The organism is Streptomyces nodosus (assembly GCF_008704995.1).
Lineage (GTDB): Bacteria > Actinomycetota > Actinomycetes > Streptomycetales > Streptomycetaceae > Streptomyces > Streptomyces nodosus.
Window position 1 is genome coordinate 7,174,290 of sequence record NZ_CP023747.1, and the last position, 18,878, is coordinate 7,193,167.

The 18,878-nt window shown below is 71.5% G+C and carries 20 protein-coding genes; 11 read left to right on the forward strand and 9 right to left on the reverse strand.

What is annotated here, in order from left to right; genetic code table 11:
• Window positions 1–28 precede the first annotated feature (28 nt).
• On the reverse strand, window positions 29–1,021 hold the full coding sequence (gene dhaK / locus CP978_RS31945) for a dihydroxyacetone kinase subunit DhaK (RefSeq protein WP_043446756.1): 993 nt from the start codon (window positions 1,019–1,021) through the stop codon (window positions 29–31).
• A gap of 298 nt (window positions 1,022–1,319) precedes the next feature.
• Between dhaK and CP978_RS31950 the strand changes: the two genes are divergently transcribed.
• The 4 genes from CP978_RS31950 to CP978_RS31965 all read left to right on the forward strand — a co-directional run bounded on the left by CP978_RS31950 (window position 1,320) and on the right by CP978_RS31965 (window position 5,208).
• Entirely contained in the window at window positions 1,320–2,084 is a 765-nt protein-coding gene (locus tag CP978_RS31950) for a hypothetical protein (protein WP_043450049.1), read from the forward strand.
• A 177-nt stretch (window positions 2,085–2,261) separates the two neighbouring features.
• A complete protein-coding gene (locus tag CP978_RS31955; RefSeq protein WP_043446758.1) occupies window positions 2,262–2,861 on the forward strand; it encodes a sigma-70 family RNA polymerase sigma factor in 600 nt (199 codons plus the stop codon).
• 197 nt (window positions 2,862–3,058) lie between these two features.
• On the forward strand, window positions 3,059–4,555 hold the full coding sequence (locus CP978_RS31960; protein WP_079162424.1) for a PepSY-associated TM helix domain-containing protein: 1,497 nt from the start codon (window positions 3,059–3,061) through the stop codon (window positions 4,553–4,555).
• Window positions 4,552–5,208 (forward strand): DUF5134 domain-containing protein, encoded by a 657-nt coding sequence (locus CP978_RS31965; protein ID WP_043446760.1) that lies wholly within the window; start codon window positions 4,552–4,554, stop codon window positions 5,206–5,208. The genes CP978_RS31960 and CP978_RS31965 overlap by 4 nt, the downstream gene beginning before the upstream one ends.
• A 45-nt stretch (window positions 5,209–5,253) precedes the next feature.
• On the opposite strand, the gene CP978_RS31970 is transcribed toward CP978_RS31965, so the two are convergent.
• Window positions 5,254–5,922, reverse strand: a complete 669-nt coding sequence (locus tag CP978_RS31970) for a TetR family transcriptional regulator (RefSeq protein ID WP_052454417.1) — start codon at window positions 5,920–5,922, stop codon at window positions 5,254–5,256.
• Between the two features lie 247 nt (window positions 5,923–6,169).
• Between CP978_RS31970 and CP978_RS31975 the strand changes: the two genes are divergently transcribed.
• Window positions 6,170–6,943: an SDR family NAD(P)-dependent oxidoreductase gene (locus CP978_RS31975; protein WP_043446764.1), complete on the forward strand. Its 774-nt coding sequence runs from the start codon at window positions 6,170–6,172 to the stop codon at window positions 6,941–6,943.
• 86 nt (window positions 6,944–7,029) lie between these two features.
• The gene (locus tag CP978_RS31980; protein WP_043446766.1) at window positions 7,030–7,794 is read left to right on the forward strand and encodes a glucose 1-dehydrogenase; all 765 of its coding nucleotides are present in this window, start codon (window positions 7,030–7,032) and stop codon (window positions 7,792–7,794) included.
• A gap of 34 nt (window positions 7,795–7,828) precedes the next feature.
• Here CP978_RS31980 and CP978_RS31985 read toward each other — a convergent pair whose 3' ends face one another.
• Together CP978_RS31985 and CP978_RS31990 are read right to left on the reverse strand one after the other, a co-directional pair.
• A complete protein-coding gene (locus CP978_RS31985; protein ID WP_043446769.1) occupies window positions 7,829–8,503 on the reverse strand; it encodes an HAD family hydrolase in 675 nt (224 codons plus the stop codon).
• A 109-nt stretch (window positions 8,504–8,612) separates the two neighbouring features.
• The gene (locus CP978_RS31990; protein WP_043446772.1) at window positions 8,613–9,185 is read right to left on the reverse strand and encodes an NADPH-dependent FMN reductase; all 573 of its coding nucleotides are present in this window, start codon (window positions 9,183–9,185) and stop codon (window positions 8,613–8,615) included.
• Window positions 9,186–9,509: 324 nt separating this feature from the next.
• Here CP978_RS31990 and CP978_RS31995 point away from each other — a divergent pair, with 324 nt between their 5' ends.
• Window positions 9,510–10,262, forward strand: coding sequence for a DUF4142 domain-containing protein (locus CP978_RS31995; protein WP_043450057.1), 753 nt, complete (start codon window positions 9,510–9,512; stop codon window positions 10,260–10,262).
• 164 nt (window positions 10,263–10,426) lie between these two features.
• On the opposite strand, the gene CP978_RS32000 is transcribed toward CP978_RS31995, so the two are convergent.
• The 4 genes from CP978_RS32000 to CP978_RS32015 all read right to left on the reverse strand — a co-directional run bounded on the left by CP978_RS32000 (window position 10,427) and on the right by CP978_RS32015 (window position 12,783).
• On the reverse strand, window positions 10,427–11,050 hold the full coding sequence (locus CP978_RS32000; RefSeq protein ID WP_043446774.1) for an Rv1733c family protein: 624 nt from the start codon (window positions 11,048–11,050) through the stop codon (window positions 10,427–10,429).
• 158 nt (window positions 11,051–11,208) lie between these two features.
• The gene (locus tag CP978_RS32005; RefSeq protein ID WP_043446777.1) at window positions 11,209–12,036 is read right to left on the reverse strand and encodes a rod shape-determining protein; all 828 of its coding nucleotides are present in this window, start codon (window positions 12,034–12,036) and stop codon (window positions 11,209–11,211) included.
• Entirely contained in the window at window positions 12,033–12,407 is a 375-nt protein-coding gene (locus CP978_RS32010) for a TraR/DksA family transcriptional regulator (RefSeq protein ID WP_043446779.1), read from the reverse strand. Before CP978_RS32010 ends, CP978_RS32005 begins: the two co-directional genes overlap by 4 nt.
• Window positions 12,408–12,459: 52 nt before the next feature.
• On the reverse strand, window positions 12,460–12,783 hold the full coding sequence (locus CP978_RS32015) for a TraR/DksA family transcriptional regulator (RefSeq protein ID WP_043446781.1): 324 nt from the start codon (window positions 12,781–12,783) through the stop codon (window positions 12,460–12,462).
• A gap of 346 nt (window positions 12,784–13,129) precedes the next feature.
• On the opposite strand from CP978_RS32015, the gene CP978_RS32020 reads away from it, so the two are divergent.
• The 4 genes from CP978_RS32020 to secD all read left to right on the forward strand — a co-directional run bounded on the left by CP978_RS32020 (window position 13,130) and on the right by secD (window position 17,653).
• Window positions 13,130–14,092, forward strand: coding sequence for a HAMP domain-containing sensor histidine kinase (locus CP978_RS32020; protein WP_043446783.1), 963 nt, complete (start codon window positions 13,130–13,132; stop codon window positions 14,090–14,092).
• Window positions 14,085–14,744, forward strand: coding sequence for a response regulator (locus CP978_RS32025; RefSeq protein WP_043446785.1), 660 nt, complete (start codon window positions 14,085–14,087; stop codon window positions 14,742–14,744). The genes CP978_RS32020 and CP978_RS32025 overlap by 8 nt, the downstream gene beginning before the upstream one ends.
• Window positions 14,745–14,875: 131 nt before the next feature.
• Window positions 14,876–15,295: a hypothetical protein gene (locus tag CP978_RS32030; protein ID WP_043446789.1), complete on the forward strand. Its 420-nt coding sequence runs from the start codon at window positions 14,876–14,878 to the stop codon at window positions 15,293–15,295.
• 66 nt (window positions 15,296–15,361) lie between these two features.
• Complete coding sequence (secD, locus tag CP978_RS32035; protein WP_174498702.1) at window positions 15,362–17,653, forward strand: protein translocase subunit SecD; 2,292 nt, start codon at window positions 15,362–15,364, stop codon at window positions 17,651–17,653.
• A gap of 118 nt (window positions 17,654–17,771) precedes the next feature.
• Here secD and CP978_RS32040 read toward each other — a convergent pair whose 3' ends face one another.
• Entirely contained in the window at window positions 17,772–18,785 is a 1,014-nt protein-coding gene (locus tag CP978_RS32040; protein WP_043450061.1) for a Gfo/Idh/MocA family protein, read from the reverse strand.
• Window positions 18,786–18,878 lie beyond the last annotated feature (93 nt).

Below are 18,878 nucleotides of genomic sequence, written 5' to 3' on the forward strand. Positions count from 1 at the left end.
CCTTCGGTGGTACGGACGTTGACCTCACTCACCTGCCCCAGCGCAGCGCCGGTGTGCTGACCGGCGCGTCCCACAGCCGCAGCAGTTCCTCGTCCACCTGGCACAGGGTGACGGAGGCTCCGGCCATGTCGAGGGAGGTGACGTAGTTGCCGACCAGGGTGCGGGCCACGGGGACCCCACGCTCGATCAGCACCCGCTGCACCTCGGCGTTGTAGCCGTACAGCTCCAGGAGCGGGGTGCCGCCCATCCCGTTGACCAGGACCAGCACGGGGTTGCGCGGTTCCATGTCGTCCAGCACGGCCTGCACCGAGAAGTCGGCGATCTCCCGCGAGGTCATCATCGGCCGCCGTTCCCGCCCCGGCTCGCCATGGATGCCGATACCCAACTCCAGCTCCCCCGGCGGGAGATCGAAGGTAGGGCTGCCCTTCGCCGGTGTGGTGGAGGCGCTGAGGGCGACACCGAAGCTGCGGGAGCTCTCATCGACCTGCCGGGCGATGGACCGCACCCGCTCCAGCGGCTGCCCCTCCTCCGCCGCCGCCCCCGCGATCTTCTCCACGAACAGGGTGGCACCGGTGCCGCGCCGACCCGCCGTGTAGAGGCTGTCCCTGACGGCGACGTCGTCGTCGACCAGCACCTTGGCGACCTGGATGCCCTCGTCCTCGGCGAGTTCGGCCGCCATGTCGAAGTTCAGCACGTCGCCGGTGTAGTTCTTCACGATGAACAGCACCCCGGCGCCGCTGTCCACGGCCGCCGCGGCACGCACCATCTGGTCCGGCACGGGGGAGGTGAACACCTCACCGGGACAGGCCGCGGACAGCATGCCCGGGCCGACGAAGCCGCCGTGCAGCGGCTCGTGCCCGGACCCACCGCCGGACACCAGCGCCACCCGGCCGGCGACCGGGGCGTCACGCCGTACGATCACCCGGTTCTCGACGTCGACGGTCAGTTCGGGATGCGCGGCCGCCATGCCCCGCAGCGCATCCGCGACCACCGTCTCCGGAACATTGATCAACATCTTCATGGATACCTCCTGCGGAGCCTGGCAGGCACGTCACCGACCTGCGTTGCGGCTGGTCAGAATGTGTGAGGGCGGCTTTTGACGTCGGCGGTTCACAGCGGTCGCGGGCGGTCTCCGGCGGGTACTGATACTGACTGGACGCCGATGTTCATGAGGGGTCATCAGGTGTATGGGGCGAGGCAGCCGTGACGCTGCCTATCGGCAGTATCGGCCTTGCGGCACCGAAGGTCACGTGTGGCGAGTCGGACGTCTCCCTCACCCGGTGCCGTACGGCGCGTACGGACGGTGCCAGGATGTGACCGTGTCCGTCAGCCGGGTGTCACGCGCCGCGCGCGCCGCGATGTTCGCGGCCGTGTGCGTCGTGCTCGCGGCCCTGGGCCATGTGCTGATGTCCGGAGCCCCGCTGTCCTGGCCGGTTCTGTCGCTGGCCGCAGCCGGTACGGGGCTGGCCGGCTGGGTGTTCGCCGCCGGGGAACGGCGAAGGCGGACCGTGATCGTGCTGACGCTCGCGGTGCAGGCCTGTCTGCATATGGCGTTCAGCCTGGCGCAGTCGCTCGCGAGCCCCTCCTCGGCGTCCGGTGCGCCGTCGGCGAGTTCACAGCAGTGGGCTCGTCTGCTGCTGTGCGGCGACCCGTCGCCCGATGCGGCGGCACGCGCCTACGACTTGGCGGTTCAGGCAGGTCTGACCCACACCCTCCCCATGCCGACCGCGCACAGCGGCGCCGCGATGCCCTATGGCATGGCGGGCATGCCGGGCATGGCCGGAATGCATCACATGGGCGCGGCGTCGGGCACGGCTTCGTGGGGCATGTTGGCCGCGCACATGGTGGCCGCGCTGCTGTGCGGTGTGTGGCTGGCGCAGGGCGAGCGCGCCGCGTTCCGCGTGCTGCGGGCGGTCGCCGACCGGGCCTTCGTGCCACTTCGCCTGATCCTGGCCGCCCTGCCGGTCACCGACACCACTTCACCGGTCCGCCGCACCGTTGTCGTCGTGCGGCGCCTGCGGTCCCGGCTGCTCGTCCACGCCCTGACCACCCGAGGTCCTCCTGGAGCGCCCGCTGTCGTATGACAGCCGGTTCCACGCGTCCTGCGGCCGACTGCCGCCGGACGTGCTCTCCGTGCACGCGCATCCGCGGCACGGCTTTTTCCCGCTGTCCCGTACGCGCTCCTGAGTGCCGCGCAGCGACGCCTGTCCGACGGCCCGCCGAGCGAGCGGTGTACGGGAACCGAGAAAGGACCTCGGGCCATGAATCCTGCCCTGCCTGTCCTGACCGACGAGACGGTCACCGCCATCGCTCTCGCCGCCGCACGCGGTGACAGCGACGCGAGCGAACGGTTCGTACAGGCGCTCCAGCTCGATGTACGCCGGTTCGTGACCTACCTGGCCAAGGACGCGCAAGCGGCCGACGACCTGACCCAGGACACCTTCCTGCGTGCCCTGTCGAGCCTGCACCGGTTCGAGGGCCGCTCATCGGCCCGCACCTGGCTGCTGTCCATCGCCCGGCGGGTGGTGGCCGACAGCCTGCGGCACGCCGCGGTGCGGCCGCGCGTCGCCGACACCGCCGACTGGCAACTCGCCGCCGAACGCAGTCAGCCGAAGGGACTGCCCGGCTTCGACGAGGGCCTCGCCCTCACCGAGCTGATCGACGCGCTGTCCCAGGACCGCCGTGAGGCGTTCGTGCTCACGCAGCTCCTCGGCCTGTCCTACGCGGAGGTCGCCGCGCTGCGAGGGTGCCCGGTCGGGACGGTGCGGTCCCGTGTGTCGCGGGCGCGCCGCTCCTTGGCGCGGTGCCTCACGGATGCCCCGTCGGTGCCGGACGGCACGTCCGGCTCGGTCGCCGCCTGACCCTTCGCCGGGCCGGATGCCGTTCGCCGCCGCTCAGCACGGCGGCCGCGTACGACGCCGGCCCGGCCCCGGCCGCCTCCCGTTTCGGCATGAGGTCACTCATGTCGAAACGGATGGAACTCATCCGCCGGTCCGTCCGACGACTACATCGGACCGCTGAAAGCGGTGGACGACGTTCCGCTACAGAAAGGCCCGTTATGGTGGATGGCCACACACCGCGAGCTGCTACGGACAGATCCGCGGGGGACCATGAGGTGAACGCACCGGAGACTGACCGTGCGAGTGCCGAGCCCGACCGGGCCGAGGGGACCGGCACTTTGTCGGGAGGGCACAGACCCCGAGTGTCGTGGAGCGGCCTGCGTCCGCTCCTGCTCCGGCTGCACTTCTACGCGGGCATCGTGATCAGTCCGTTCCTGCTCGTCGCGGCGGTGACCGGCCTGCTCTACACGGCGACGCCGCAGATCGAGGCGGTCGTGTACCGCCATGAGCTCAGGGTCACCCCGCACGGCGAGCCCGATCCGCTGTCCGTCCAGGTGGCCGCGGCGCGCAAGGCGGTCCCCGAGGGGACGCTGCTCTCGGTGACGCCCGCGCTCGGCCGTACGGACAGCACCCGTGTCGTCTTCGACGAGCCGGGGTTGCCCGACAACTTCACGCAGACCGCGTTCGTGAACCCGTACACCAGCGAAGTGCTGGGGCAGGAGCGGACGTTCGCGCGGTGGTGGCTTCCGGTGCGATCGTGGGTGGACGGTCTGCACCGTCATCTCCACCTGGGCGAGTTCGGCCGTAACTACAGTGAGATCGCGGCCAGTTGGCTGTGGGTCGAGGTTCTCGCCGGGCTCGCCCTCTGGTTGACGGCACCCCGTTCACGCCAGCGGCTGCGGCGCGTGTTCGTCCCCCGGAGCGGGGCGAAGGGACGCCGGCGCACCATGTCCTGGCACGCCACGGCCGGCATGTGGACCTCGGTCGGTCTGCTGGGCCTTTCCGCCACCGGCATGACCTGGTCCGTGCACGCCGGAGCGAGCATCGGCACGATCCAGTCGGCACTGGCCGGGCCCACACCGGCGGTGTCCACCACCCTGCCCGAACACACCACCGAGGCGAGGTCCGGCACCGGAGCCGGGCAGACGAAGGACGTGGGGATCGACGCGGTCGTGGCGTCGGCCCACGCGGCCGGACTGAACGGCGTACTCGATGTGAAGCCGCCGAACAAGGCCGGAACCACATATCTGGTCGAGGAGAACACCCGCAGCTGGCCCGAACGACACGACTCCGTGGCCGTCGACCCCGCCACCGGCAAGATCACCGACCGTGCGAACTGGGCCGACTACCCCCTCCTGGCCAAGATGACCAGCTGGGGCATCGACGCGCACATGGGCCTCCTCTTCGGCCTCGCCAACCAGATCGTGCTCGCGCTGCTCGCCATCGCTCTGATCGGCATGATCCTCTGGGGATATCGCATGTGGTGGCTGCGCAGGCCCACCCGCGGCGAGGGCTTCGCGCTCGGCCGCGCGCCCGTGCGAGGGGCGTGGCGGAGGCTGCCGGGCTGGTTCCTGGCACCCGCCGTGCTGCTGATCGCCGTGATCGGCTACTACATACCGCTGTTCGGCTTGCCCCTGCTGGGCTTCCTCGTCATCGACCTGATCGTCGGCGCAAGGCGTCGGAGCCGCACCGGGCACACAGAGGTGGCCGCATGATCAACGCGATAGGACTGAGGTGGATCCTCACCGCGCTGTTCATCGTCCCCGCCCTCCACGCGCTGTGGCTGACGGCGACGTCGGGCCGCGCGCCGACGAACCGGGTGGGCCACGCCCTGCACGCCGTCATGGGCATCCTGATGGTCGCGATGGCCTGGCCCTGGGGCATGGATCTCCCGGCCGGTCCGGGGATCGTCGTCTTCTCGGCCGGGGCACTGTGGTTCACGGCTGCCGCGGCGGTGCGTTCCTGGGCATCGGGCGCACATGCGGCCGCACTGCCGGCGGCGCTGCCGCACATCGTCATGATGGCGGCCATGGCCTGGATGTCGGCCGTGATGAACGGATCCGCCGGGTCGTCCGGTGTGAGTGGGGGAGGCCACGACATGCCGGGGATGGACATGTCGGGCGCGGGTGCGGCCAGTGCGATGACCCTGTCCCGGGCGGGCGATCAGTGGACGGCCGGCCTGCTGGCCGTCGCCCTTGTCGCACTCGGACTGCGCTGGCTCGCCCAGGCGTTCGACCGAGGCCGCGTCGCCGCTCCGGCGGCACCGCCCGGCACCGCCGCACTCGTCAGCCGCACCGAGGCTCTTGAACCCGCCTGTCACGCGGCGATGGCCCTGGGCATGGGGGTGATGTTCGTCCTGCTCGTGTGACCGGAGGGGCGGCGCTCGCTCAGAGCTCGTCGGGAGCCGTCGGGTTCACTCCGTCGACGTCGATTCCGGTGCGACGGCGCCGGTGAGGCGGAGCATGGAGCGTGCCACCAGGTCGGAGGGGGAACCGGGGCCGGTGGTCGGGCCGTCCGGTCGGGCCGCCCATTGTTCCACGGCCACACGGATGGCGCCGGCGGCGCCCGCGGCCAGCATGCGCACGGTCAGCGGATCGGCCTCGGGTCCCGCCCGCTCGGCGAGCACCGCCACCAGCCGGTGTTCGGCGTCGAGATTGATGCGTGCCCAGACCGTGCGCAGCGCGGGATCGTCGTCGGCGGCGCGCAGCAGCCCGCCGGTCAGCCGCATCGCCTCCGTCGCCTCCGCGTCCTTTGGGGTCAGGGCCGTGACCGCGACCTCGCGCAGCGCCTCGGGGCCCGGAAGGCCCTCCTCGGGGCCGCCCGGGATCAGGGCGAGCCATCGGTGGGCGCCGTCCGCGAGCATCGGCTCCACGGCGTCCTCCTTGGTGCGGAAGTACCGGTAGAAGGTGCGCAGGCCGACCCCTGCCTGGCGGGCGATCTCCTCGGCCGTCGTGGCGTCGGCGCCGCGCTCCGCGAACAGCCGGCAGGCGGCCCGGGCGAGATCCCGTCGTGTGCCCGCCTTCCGGCGCTCCGTCAGGGGGCGGCGGGGAGCGGCCTCGACGGGTGCCGACCGGGGAGTCACGGCTGCATGTCCTCCTGCACCCGGGCCACGGACGGGTGTCCCCCTCCGTGCGGTGCGTTTCCTCCACGCGGGTGTCCGGTCCCATGCCGGCGCGCTCGCCCCAGGGTACTACGGCGGACACCCATATGGCACGACATGCCGCATGGCGCAATGTGTCACATGGCACGTCACGCCTATGTGGCACGCTGTGCCATTCGAGTCGTACGGTGCAGATGACAGCGGGGGTCACAGAGAGGACGGACGACAGATGCAGCGTTTCGAAGGGCGACGGATCCTGGTCACCGGCGCCGGATCGGGTATCGGGCAGGCGACCGTGCACCGCCTGCTGGCCGAGGGAGGACGGGTGGCCGCGGTCGACATCGTCGCCGCGGGGCTGGAGAGGACCGCCCGGCGTGCGCAGGAGGACGGCACCGCGGACCGTCTGACGACGCTCACCGCCGACATAGCCGACGAGGCCTCGGTGCGCACCGCGGTGGCCACGGCCGTCGCCGGGTTCGGCGGACTGGACGTCCTGGTGAACGCCGCGGGCATCCTGCGCTCCGCCCGTACGGAGGCGACGACGCTGGAGTTCTGGAACCGGGTCATCGCGGTCAATCTGACCGGAACCTTCCTGATGACCCGGGAGGCACTGCCCGCACTGCTGGAGTCCGGGCACGGCGTGGTGGTGAACTTCAGCTCCACATCGGCGAGTTTCGCCCACCCCTATATGGCCGCCTACGCGGCGTCCAAGGGCGGCATCCAGTCCTTCACCCACGCCATCGCCGCCGAGTACGCCAAGCGTGGACTGCGCGCCGTGGCCGTCGCCCCCGGCTCCATCTCCAGCGACATGACGGACGGCCGGGGACCGGGTCTGCCCGAGGACGCGGACATGCAGCTCTTCGCCCATCTGATGCCGGCGCTCGGTGGCGGGGGCTTCGCGGCCCCGGACGCGGTCGCGGGCGTGGTCGCCATGCTGGCCTCGGACGACGGGGCGTTCGTCACCGGCACCGAGGTGCGGATCGACGGCGGCACCCATATGTGAGGCGACGACACACACACCGGCGGAGCGCCGTGCGCCCGCCACCCCGTGCACCCGGGGCCATCGCCACGAACCACGAAGGAATCTCCATGAACGCCCTTGAGGGCAGGACCGTACTCATCACCGGAGGCGCCCGCGGACTGGGAGCCGAAGCCGCGCGGCAGGCCGTGGCGGCCGGAGCGAACGTCCTCCTCACCGACGTCCTCGACGACCAGGGCGTCCGCACCGCGCGGGAACTGGGGGAACGCGCCCGCTACCGGCACCACGACGTCACCTCGGAGCAGGAGTGGCAGGAGGCCGTCGACTTCGCCCGTGACGAGTTCGGCGGACTGGACGGCCTGGTCAACAACGCCGGGATATCCACCGGAGTCCCGTTCGCCGACGAGTCGGTGGAGCACTTCCGCAAGGTCGTCGACGTCAACCTCACCGGCGTCTTCATCGGCATGAAGACCGTCGTCCCCGCGCTGCGCGCACGGGGAGCGGGCTCCATCGTCAACATCTCCTCCGCGGCGGGACTCATGGGCCTGGCCCTCACCGCCGGATACGGCGCCTCGAAGTGGGGGGTGCGCGGCCTGAGCAAGGTGGCGGCCGTGGAGCTCGGCACCGAGCGCATCCGGGTGAATTCCGTCCACCCCGGCATGACGTACACCCCGATGACCGAGGCCACCGGCATCCGTCCGGGCGAGGGCAACTACCCCAACACCCCCATGGGCCGAGTGGGCACCCCCGAGGAGATCGCGGCGGCGGTCGTCTTCCTGCTGTCCGACGCCGCGTCCTACATCACCGGCGCGGAGCTCGCCGTGGACGGCGGCTGGACCGCCGGGCCCACGGTCGCTTATGTGATGGGGCACTGAGCAGCCGCCCTTCCCCGGGGCGGGCCGCCGCCGGTCACACCCCGGGGAACGGCTCCGAGAGCGACCGCAGCACATGGTCGGCCCCGGCGTCCTCGAGGTCCTCCACGGTGTAGTGGCCGCTGGCGACCCCGACCGCGGTCGCGGCCGCGGCGTGCGCGGCCTCGATGTCCCGCGGAGTGTCCCCCACGACATACACCTCGGAACGGGAGAGGGGACGCCCGTGCAGCCGGGCGGCCTTGTCCACGGCCAGCCGGGTCACCTCGTCCCGGTCGGGGGAGTCCGAGCCGTAGGCGCCGAAGACGAAGTAGCGGCCCAGCTTCGCCGGTTCCATCTTCAGCCTCGCGGAGCCCTCCATCGCCCCGGACACCACACCCAGTACGGCACCCGTGCGTCCGATCCGGCGCAGGGTGTCCTCGGCGCCCTCCATCACGTGATAGCTCTCCGAGGACCAGATGTCCTCCGCCAGATGCCAGAGGTAGGCGGCGTAGAGCCGCACCATCTCGTCATGGTCGGGATCGCGCCCCAGCACCGCACGGAAGGTCTCCCGGCCGACCTGCGGATCGGTCTCCCCCGCGGAGCTGTGCCGGCCGATGTCGGCGGAGACCCCGTGCAGCCGGTCGAACGCCCAGGCCCAACTGCGCGCCCCGGCGCCCCCGGTGTGGACCAGGGTCTCGTCGATGTCGAAGAGTACGGCGAGCGGTCCAGCCATGCCCGTTCTCCTTTGCTCCTTCGATGCGATCGGTCCGGTGCCGGAAGCGCCGCCGGCACCGCGCCGGGTGACGCGGCCGGTCGTCCTGCGGTGGAGGGGAGGGAGGAGATCACAGTCGCGGAGGCAGAACGGTGAGCACCCGCACGATGTGATCGCGGTACTCCTTCATGAACCTGCGCAGGAACTCCTGGGTGTGGGCGTCCGTGACCTCGCCCTCGGGGGTGAACACCTCCGGTTTGAACCTGATGTATGCCTCCGGGGCGTTCATCTGCGGGGAGTTGCAGTAACTGAGGACGCCGCGCAGGCTCTGCTGGGCGACGGCCGTGCCGATGGCCCCCGGTGAGGCCCCGATCACGGCCGACGGCTTATGGGTGAACGAGTTCTCGCCCCAGGGACGGCTGGCCCAGTCGATGGCGTTCTTCAGGCCACCCGGGATGGAGCGGTTGTACTCCGGGGTCACGAAGAGGATGGCGTCGGCGGCGGCGATGGCGTCCTTGAGCGCCTTGCCCTCGGCGGGGAAGTCGCTGTCGTAGTCGTAGCTGTAGAGCGGAAGATCCTTGATCGGGATCTCGTTGAACTGCAACTCGGGAGGAGCCAGCCGGATCAGCGCCCTGGCGAGCGTCCTGTTGATCGACCGGGTGGCCAGGCTTCCCACGATGTAGCCCACCTTGTACGTGGTCATCTCTCCTCGATTCGCCGCGCCTGCCCCTGCGCTCGCCCGGTTCCTCCGCCTCCGACGGACGGATGCGCCCCAAGGGCACGAAACCACGGCGGGCGGTGTCCGGCGTTCCGGGAGGCTCCAATCGGAGGAGTGCCCGGGCGTATGCCTCGCCCGGAGGCCCGGAGGCCCGGAGGCCCGGAGGCCCGGAGGCCCGACCGGCCCCGAGGCCCGCGTGATGCGCATCACGCGCCTTGCGCGCATGTTTCGCCCCGCGCAATGATCGTTCGCGGTCGCGCATCCGTACTCCCTGACTGATGCCCGCGTCACCCATGTGCAGGAGGAATGATGCCCATCTCGCGGAACGCGGCGGGAACCGCTCTGGTGGTCGGCGCGCTGACGCTGACCGCCGCCGCGCTCGCCTACCCCGTCATGCTCGGGGTGGAGAAGACCGCCGCCGCGCCGGAGCGCATCATCGCCGACACCCCCTACGGTCCCCTGACCGAGGCCGACCGGGACTTCGTGGTCAAGGTGCGCTCGGCCGGGCTGTGGGAGTACCCGCTGGGCGAGATGGCGATGAAGAGGGGGACGACCGAGGAGATGAAGGAGGTGGGCAAGCATCTGGTCGTCGGGCACGGCGGGCTCGACGAGATGTGCCGCAAGATCGCCCCCGAACTCGGTATCGACCTGCCCAACCAGGCGACCCCGCAGCAGCAGCAGTTCGTGGCGACCGTGGACGGGAGCGAGGGCAAGGAGTTCGACTCCACCGCGGTCAACATCATGCGGGTGACCCACGGTCAGATCTTCTCGGTCATCGCCAAGGTACGGGCCTCCACCAGGAACACCCTGGTGCGTCAGCTGGCGGACCTGGCCAATGACACCGTGCTGGACCACATCACGGTTCTGGAGAAGACCGGCCTGGTCAATTTCGAGCAGGTCAACTTCCAGCAGACCTCACCGCCGCAGCTCCCCGCGGAGCAGGTCACCCCGCCCCCGCCGCAGCCGGGCTCCCCCGTCGTGGTCCTGACCCCGCGTCCGGACCTGAATGTGAACACCGCCGCCCCGAAGACCCCCGACCCGGTCACCTCCCCCCGGAGCTGATCCTCCGGCGCCGTCCTCGCCCGTCCCGCAGCCGCGGGACGGGCAAAGACGGGCAAAGACAGGGGAGGGCTCGGCGGTGTCGTCACGCCGGGCGGTGAGAAGAGCGGCGGTCCTGCCGTCGGCGGCCGTCGGCCGGGCGCCGGTGCCCGCGTACCGGTGGCGGATCAGGTGGAGGCGGTCCAGCGCGGGGCCGTCTCGGCCCACTCCGCGTCCCATGCGCGGAGGTTCCGGCGCTCCAGCCTGCGCCTGCACACCCCGTAGAAGAGGGCGCCGAAGAGGGTCACCGCCATGCCCGCCAGGGTGGCCCAGCCGAGGGCGTGGGTGCGGATCTGCTCGCCCGTCAGGGGCGGATCCGTGATCTCTCCATGGGCGTCGACCCACACCCGGACGGTGCTCCCGGAGGAGATCCCGGGCTCGACATGGGCCTCACCGGTCCGGGTTTGCCCTCCGGGGTCCATGAAACGGACCTTGGCCGGATACCGGGTCGCGTTCGCCTCCGCCGATCCCGGCTCGGGGTGGCGGAGGGCGTCGTGCAGCAGCACCGCGTCCGTGTGGTGCCCGCTGAGTGCCGCCTGCTCGGCGGTCTGATGCAGATGGCGGTGCGCGGCCTTGCCGGCCAGCAGCACGGCGGTGGGCACGGCGCCCAGCAGGGTCAGCAGCAGGCCGAGACCGAGCCACGCCCGCACCAGGTCCCCGGACCGGCGCAGCGGGCTGCGCCGCCACCGCCACAGCAGGACCCGCCGGGGTTCCTCGGGAGGCGGCTGGGCGGGTGGTATTTCGCTGGCCACGATGTGTCTCCTTTCGCGCGCCACCGCCCGGACCGGCACCGGCGTCCCACGACCGGACCGGTGCGGGCCGAGCGGAGGCGCCGCGTCCTCGGGGGTGTCTGCCACCTGTCCGTGGCGTCGCGGCGTCTGTCACGCACGCTCGCCGCGTTGGGACACCCCTAGCCGAAATGTGCGGCCCGGGGGATCGACCCGGCGGCCGACGGGTGGGCGTGCGTGGATTCGAGCAGCTTGGCGGCGCCGCGGACGGCGGCGGTGTGCGGGGCGGGAACCGCCCGGACCGAGGTGTGCAGCCGGCCGGTGAGCCGGTAGGTGATGTCCGGGCGCAGGGCGCCCCCACCGGCCAGCAGAACGCCCCGCTGGAGGGCGTCGAGCGTGAGTGAGGTGCGGTCCTGCCTCAGCATGGTGGCCACCATGTCGATGACGACATCCGCTATCCCGGTGTGGGTGGTGCCGGCGCCGTCGATGTCACCGGTGCCCAGGGCCGCGCGATGGGCGTCGACCACCGCCCCCTCCGACAGGAGCACGACCTCGGTGATGTGGGCGCCGATGTCGACGACGAGCAGCGGGCGGGAGAGGTCCGCGCCCCCGGCGAGTGCCACGGCGCGCGCGGCGGGAACGGTCAGCACCGCGCGCGGCCTGAGGACCTCCACGGCGGCGCGCGCCTCGGCGCGGTAGGCGACGCCGTCGAGCACCGGAGTGGCGAGGATGACCAGGGGTCGGCGGAAACGCGGCAGATGACGGCTGAGCAGGCGGTCGAGCATCCGGGCGGCACCCGGGGTGTCGACGATGGCGCCCCGCCGGACGGGGTGCACGGCGCCGGTGCCCGGGAAGGTCACGGTGGGGACGTCCAGGATCATGCCCCGGCCGGAGACCCAGATACGGGTGCGGGCGCTGCCCATGTCGAGGGCGATGCCGGAGCACCGCCGGCACAGGGGCCATGCCCTGTGCGCGGCGGTGCTCGGGTGGGGACGGCGTGCGAAGCTCACCGGCCGGCCTCCCTGACCTGCTGACAGCGGGCGCAGTAGCGGGCCTGAGGCACGATCATCAGTCGGTCCCGGGCGATCGGCCCCTGGCAGAGATGGCAGAGGCCGTAGCGGCCCCCGTCCATGCGCTCCAGGGCCGCCTCCACATCGCTGAGGACCATGCGCGCGGAGGCGGCGAGCTTGACCCGCACCTCGACCTGCCCCGCGGCCCGCTGGTCGAGGAGGTCGTCGGCGCGGGTCGTGGTGGCGGCCGCGATGTGCTGGAGCTGCTCCTGACGGAAGAGACGCTGCTCATGCAGATTCTCGCGCAGTGCGGTGAGGTCCTCGGCGGACAGACCGGTGTCGCGGTCACTGATGATCGGGTTGTTCACCACTTCACCCCTTGGGCAGGGCGGGAGACTGAGGCTGGACGTCGGGACGTCGCGGTCAGGCGCGGCGCTGGCACGCGACGCAGAACCGCGTGTACGGGAGGATCTCCAGCCGCTCCGCCGGGATGGGGTTGGAGCAGGACAGACAGGCGCCGTAGGTGCCGTCCTCGATACGGGTGAACGCCTCCTCGATCTCCTTGAGCACCCGCTCGATGGCCTCCTTCTGCGAGGACATGATGTGGTCGTCCGCGCTCTGGCCGGTCTCGCCGATGGCCTGCATCTGGGTCAGCCGTGCATTGCGTGCGTGCTCGAGACGCTGGCGGGCCTCGTGAGCGGTCAGCCGCTCGGGACGGGGTTCGGTGCGGGGCGTATCGAGGGGCATGCCCTGATCCCTTCTGACGAGAACGAGCGGCGTGCAGGGAACATGCACGCCGCGGCGGTGCGGGGGATAGGCCGCTTGATCCTGCTTCCAGCCTGGTCGTCCGGGCGTCGAATACCTATCGGGCGCGGTACCCATCTGTGGGGGGTCGCAGGGACCATCCGACGGGGTCATGGGTACGGCGCACCACCCGAAATGGGGGCCGGGCCCCATCGACTCGGCGGGCGATCGGGGGCAGGCTGGCGGGCAGGCTGGGTCGAGACCAGTGGCCGCAGCTCACACCTGGGGTGCGCGATGACCGACAGTAGAGGCAAACCTTGTCGAGAAGGGGAAGCGAGGCATCACCCCGGTGTCGCTGTTCTGGCGGATCTTCGGACTCAATGCCGTGGTGCTGGGTACGGCCACAGCACTGCTCCTGTGGGCTCCGGTGACCGTGTCCGTTCCCGTGGTGCTGACGGAGGCGATCATCCTGGTGGGCGGCCTGGCCGTCATGCTGGTCGCCAACGCGGTGCTGCTGCGCGTCGGACTGGCTCCTCTGGACCGGGTCACCCGGCTGATGACCACGGTTGACCTGCTGCGTCCCGGCCAGCGACTGCCGGCCGACGGACACGGCGAGGTGGCCGAGCTGATCCGCACCTTCAACGCCATGCTCGACCGGCTGGAGTCCGAACGGGCCTCGAGCAGCGCCCGTGTCCTGAAGGCCCAGGAGGCCGAGCGGCGCCGTATCGCCCAGGAGCTGCACGACGAGGTCGGACAGAGCATGACCGCCATCCTGCTGGCGCTGAAGCGGTCCGCCGACGAGGCGGACGAACCGCTGCGCGGCGAGCTGCAGCAGGTGCAGGAGATCACCAGGGAGAGCCTGGACGAGGTCCGCAGGCTGGTCCGCCGGCTGCGTCCCGGCGTTCTGGAGGACCTCGGTCTGGTGAGCGCGCTGATCTCGCTGACCACCGACTTCGCCACCCATACGGGGCTGCGGGTGCGGCGCACCTTCGAGGCCGACCTGCCCGCGCTGGACCCGGAGACGGAGCTGGTGCTCTACCGGGTCGCCCAGGAGAGCCTGACCAATGTCGCCCGCCATGCGGACGCCGAGCGCGTCGAGGTGAGCCTCGGCCACAGTGACAGCACGGTGGTGCTCACCGTCAGCGACGACGGACGGGGGATGGCCGCCTCCTACGAGGGTGCCGGGATCCGCGGCATGCGGGAGCGGGCGCTGCAGATCGGAGCGAGGCTTGACATCATTCCCGGGAACCGGACCGGCACACTGATCCGGCTGACCGTACCCCTCTCAGGAAGCACTCGTAAGCATGTCTGACCCGTCCAAGATCCGCATCCTGCTCGCCGACGACCACGCCCTGGTGCGTCGCGGAGTGCGGCTCATCCTCGACCGGGAACCGGACCTGGAAGTGGTCGCCGAGGCGGGCGACGGCGCGGAGGCCATCGAGCTGGCCCGCACCCACGACATCGACCTCGCCGTCCTGGACATCACCATGCCCCGGCTGACCGGGCTGCAGGCCACCCGCGAACTGGTCGCGCTCAAACCGGGCCTGCACATCCTGATGCTGACGATGCACGACAACGAGCAGTACTTCTTCCAGGCGCTGAAGGCGGGAGCCAGCGGATACGTCCTGAAGTCCGTCGCCGACCGTGATCTGGTCGCCGCCTGCCGGGCCGCGATGCGCGACGAGCCCTTCCTCTACCCCGGTGCGGTCACCGCCCTCATCCGCAACTACCTCGACCGGGTACGCCACGGCGAGGAGGCCCCCGAACAGGTGCTGACGGCCCGTGAGGAGGAGGTCCTCAAGCTCGTCGCCGAGGGACACTCCTCCAAGGAGATCGCCGAGATCCTCTTCATCAGCATCAAGACCGTCCAGCGGCACCGCGCGAACCTGTTGCACAAACTCGGTCTGCGGGACCGTCTGGAGCTCACCCGGTACGCGATCCGGGCCGGTCTCATCGAACCCTGAGACCGTGGTCCCCTGAGGCCCTGGCGGCCCACTCTCCCCAGCCGGGGCCTCAGGTTCCTCACCGGCGAGGACCCGCACCGTCGCCGGAGCACCGACAGCGAGAACGACGCGACGACGAGAAGGGGCGGTGGATGCACCGGTCACAGCGCACCGCCCCGCGCGCCGGAGGCCGTCCCTCCACGGCGGCGGTGATCGGCGTACTGCTGGCCGCGCTGCTGTCGCTCGTCGGCGCGGCCGGAACCGACAGCGCACCGCTCCCGCCGACCGGCACCGCGACGGCCTATGCGGCGGCGGTCCTGCACAGCGGCGACCGCGGCCCGTCCGCCGACGACGGATATGTCGCCTCCCGCGTCGCCCCGGCCAGGACCGAGCGCGGCGTCCGCGGGGAGCGTTCGGCGCCGCCGGCGCACGCCGTGGCGATACTGCGGTGCGTCGTCGTCGCCCCCCGGGCCGCCGCACGGAACCTGCCCTCGTTCGCCGACCCCCGCACCGGCACCCGGGACGCGGCACCCCGGTGCGGGCGGGCACCACCCCCTCCTCCAGGCACCTGAGACCCCCTCACCTCTCTCCGTCCGCAGCACCTGCGGGGCTGCGGCGTGCCTTCTGGAGGCCTTCCCTTGCGCCATCCCCAACGTGCGAGAGCGATCCTCGCCCTCGCCGTCCTCGCTCTGTCGCTGTACATCGCCGCCACCGTGCCGGTCCGTCTCGGGCTCGATCTGCGGGGCGGCACCCAGATCGTGCTCGAAACCCGCTCCACGTCCACCACCAAGGCGAACGCCGAGACCACCGACCGCACGGTGGAGGTCCTGCGCGGCCGTATCGACGCGCTCGGGGTCGCCGAACCCACCATCGCCCGCTCGGGCGACAACCGGATCATCGTCGAACTGCCCGGGGTGCAGGACCCGAAGGAGGCCGCGGACGTCCTCGGGCGCACCGCCCAGCTCACCTTCCACTCCGTCCTCGGCGCGTCCGACAAGGACACCGAGGACACCACGACCGGCGCCTCAGCGGCGAAGAAGAACGACCCGTCCCGGGAACGCGTGCTCCCCGACGAGTCCGGCCAGTCCCTGCGGTTGAAGGCGGCCTCGCTGACCGGTGAGGACGTCAAGGGCGCCGACGCCCGGTTCGACGACCAGGGCGGCGCCGGATGGCATGTCACCGTCGACTTCAGGGGCGCGGGCCGGGACGGGTGGGCCCGTCTGACCGGCGAGGCGGCCTGCCACGGCCTCGGTGACCCGGCGCGTCGTATCGCGATCGTGCTGGACGACAAGGTCATCTCCTCGCCCCAGGTCGACGGCTCCGTCGCCTGCGGCTCCGGTATCTCGGGCGGATCCACCCAGATCACCGGTTCCTTCGACGACAAGGAGGCCCGGGAGCTGGCCCTGCTCATCAACGGGGGTGCGCTGCCGGTTCCCGTGGAGACGGTGGAACAGCGGACCGTCGGCCCCACCCTGGGCGCCGAGGCCATCGAGGCCAGTGCCTGGGCCGCCGCCGTCGGTACCCTGCTGACCTCCCTCTACATCATCGTCATCTACCGACTGATGGGCTTTCTGGCCGCCGTGGCCCTGGTCTGCTACGGAGTCGTCTCCTACGCCGCCCTGGCCGCGCTCGGCGCCACCCTGACCCTCCCAGGACTCGCCGGTTTCGTCCTGGCCATCGGCATGGCCGTGGACGCCAACGTCCTGGTCTTCGAACGGGCCAGGGAGGAGTACATGGAGCGTTCCCGCCCGACGGTGCGTTCCTCTCTGACGGCGGGATTCCGCAACGCGTTCAGCGCCATCGCCGACTCCAACATCACCACGCTCATCGCGGCCGGACTGCTGTTCTTCCTCGCCTCAGGACCGGTCCGCGGCTTCGGTGTCACCCTGGGCATCGGCGTCCTGGCCTCCATGTTCAGCGCCCTGGTCATCAGCCGGGTGCTGGCCGAGTTCGCCGCCGGCCGGCTGTCCGTACGACGACGCCCCGCGCTCACCGGCATCGCCAAGGCCGGTGCGGTCCGCGAGTGGATCATGCGCCGCAGCCCCGATCTGATGCGCCACTCCCGGCGCTGGCTGGCCGTGTCAGGCGTGGCCCTCGTCCTGGCGACAGCGGGCATCGCCGTGCGCGGGATGGAGTTCGGCGTCGAATTCACCGGCGGCCGTCTCATCGAATACTCGACCAGTACCCCCGTCGACAGCGACCGGGCGCGCACCGCGCTCGCCGACGCCGGGTTCCCGCACGCCGTCGTGCAGGCCTCCGGGGACGGCAACCTCACCGTACGCACCGAACACCTGAGCAACGCGGAGGAGGCCAAGGTCACCGAGGCGGTCAGCAGCGTCGGGGGCACCACGGACAAGCTCCGCGACGAGTTGATCGGACCGAGCCTCGGCGACGAGCTGCGCCGGGGCGCACTGATCGCGGTGGCGGTGGCGCTGGGCGCCCAGCTGCTCTATCTCGCCGCACGGTTCCGCTGGACCTTCGGCTCGGCCGCGGTCATCGCCCTGGTCCACGACGTGCTCATCCTTGTGGGCGTCTTCTGCTGGCTGGGCAAGCCCGTCGACGGCACGTTCCTGGCGGCCGTGCTCACCGTCATCGGCTACTCGGTCAACGACTCCGTCGTGGTCTTCGACCGCATCAGGGACCTGCGCCGCCGCGACCGCAAGACCCCGTTCCGTCAGGTCACCAACCTGGCGCTGCTGCAGACGGTGCCGCGGACCGTCAACACCGGTATGGGCGCGGTGTTCATCCTCGCCGCACTCGCCCTGCTGGGCGGCGACTCCCTCACCGACTTCGCCCTCGCACTGCTCATCGGCATCGTGGTGGGCACCTACTCCTCGATGTTCATCGGCTCGCCCCTGGCCGTGGAACTCCAGGCGCGTGAGACACCGAAGTCCCGGCGCAAGGAGGTGGCGGCCACCGGCACGGCCTGACCCTCGCGGCAGCGGCAGCGGCAGCGGCAGCGGCAGCGGCATCGGCTGCCGGGCCGGGCCGAAGGCCGGAGGCGTACCCCGGACGGGAGGTCCGACCGGGGTACGCCGGGCAGATGGTTCAGCTGCGCGGCCGGGGCGTGAATCCCGCCGCGGTGTAGCAGGCGTCGATGAGCCGCATGGTCGCCGAGGCGTCCTCCGCGTCGAGCGGCAGCGGCTCACCGTGCCGCACATGGGCGGCGAACGCGTCGAACTGGTACGCGTACGAGGACCGTCGGCCCAGCTCCTCCGTCCGCTCGCCGCTCTCCGTGCGCACCACCACCCGGTCCTCCTGGTGCGGCAGCACGAAGTCGAGCGCCGTGGCCTCGCCCCGGGTGCCGACGATCCGGCAGGTCGCCCGCCAGCGGTCGTCCACCATGGAGCAGCGCGCGGAGCCGGTCGCCCCGTTCGGATAGGCGAGTTCCGCGTCCAGCCATGCGTCGACGCCCGCGGCGTCCGTGCTCCCCGCCCCGTCCCGTTCGCCGCCGCGCGCCGAGACGACCTCGGGGGCGCCGCCCGCCCACGGCGCCAGCACCCGCTGGGCGTGCAGCCCGTAGCAGCCCAGGTCCATCAGCGCGCCGCCCGCCAGCGGAAACGACCAGCGCACATCGTCGTCCGGCGGTGCGGGCATGGCCACCACGGTCTCCACATGCCGCAGCTCGCCGAGTTCGCCGGAGGCCAGCAGCTGGTGCAGCCGCCGGGTGACCGGGTGGAAGAGGTAGTGGAAGGCCTCCATGAAGACCGTGCCCGACTTCTCGGCGGCGTCGCGCACCTCGGCCGCCTCCTCGGCGTTGCTCGCCGAGGGCTTCTCGCTGAGCACATGCTTCCCGGCGTTCAGCGCCGCCAGATTCCACGGGCCGTGCAGTCCGTTGGCGAGCGGGTTGTAGACGACCTCGACCTCCGGGTCGGCGAGGAGCGCGGCGTAGGAGTCCACCACCCGCTCCACTCCATGGGCGTCGGCGAACGCCCGTGCCCGGTCCCGGTCGCGGGCGGCCACCGCCACCAGCCGGTGGCCGCCCGCGAGGGCCGGGGTGACGAGCGCCCGTTCGGCGATCCGCGCCGCGCCCAGGATGCCGATCCGCAGGGGTTCGCTCATTCCGTGTTCCACCTCGTCCACATCCATGCCTACGTCGTCCGTCCGCACCGTCCGGCGACCGCGGGTGCTCGGACATCCCGCTCGCCTGGACGG

Bases quoted from the DNA above. Each gene is read 5' to 3' on its own strand.
- dhaK (WP_043446756.1), bottom strand. From the start codon at position 1,021: ATGAAGATGTTGATCAATGTTCCGGAGACGGTGGTCGCGGATGCGCTG.
- CP978_RS31955 (WP_043446758.1), top strand. From the start codon at position 2,262: ATGAATCCTGCCCTGCCTGTCCTGACCGACGAGACGGTCACCGCCATC.
- CP978_RS31960 (WP_079162424.1), top strand. From the start codon at position 3,059: ATGGTGGATGGCCACACACCGCGAGCTGCTACGGACAGATCCGCGGGG.
- CP978_RS31965 (WP_043446760.1), top strand. From the start codon at position 4,552: ATGATCAACGCGATAGGACTGAGGTGGATCCTCACCGCGCTGTTCATC.
- CP978_RS31975 (WP_043446764.1), top strand. From the start codon at position 6,170: ATGCAGCGTTTCGAAGGGCGACGGATCCTGGTCACCGGCGCCGGATCG.
- CP978_RS31980 (WP_043446766.1), top strand. From the start codon at position 7,030: ATGAACGCCCTTGAGGGCAGGACCGTACTCATCACCGGAGGCGCCCGC.
- CP978_RS31985 (WP_043446769.1), bottom strand. From the start codon at position 8,503: ATGGCTGGACCGCTCGCCGTACTCTTCGACATCGACGAGACCCTGGTC.
- CP978_RS31990 (WP_043446772.1), bottom strand. From the start codon at position 9,185: ATGACCACGTACAAGGTGGGCTACATCGTGGGAAGCCTGGCCACCCGG.
- CP978_RS31995 (WP_043450057.1), top strand. From the start codon at position 9,510: ATGCCCATCTCGCGGAACGCGGCGGGAACCGCTCTGGTGGTCGGCGCG.
- CP978_RS32015 (WP_043446781.1), bottom strand. From the start codon at position 12,783: ATGCCCCTCGATACGCCCCGCACCGAACCCCGTCCCGAGCGGCTGACC.
- CP978_RS32025 (WP_043446785.1), top strand. From the start codon at position 14,085: ATGTCTGACCCGTCCAAGATCCGCATCCTGCTCGCCGACGACCACGCC.
- CP978_RS32030 (WP_043446789.1), top strand. From the start codon at position 14,876: ATGCACCGGTCACAGCGCACCGCCCCGCGCGCCGGAGGCCGTCCCTCC.
- CP978_RS32040 (WP_043450061.1), bottom strand. From the start codon at position 18,785: ATGAGCGAACCCCTGCGGATCGGCATCCTGGGCGCGGCGCGGATCGCC.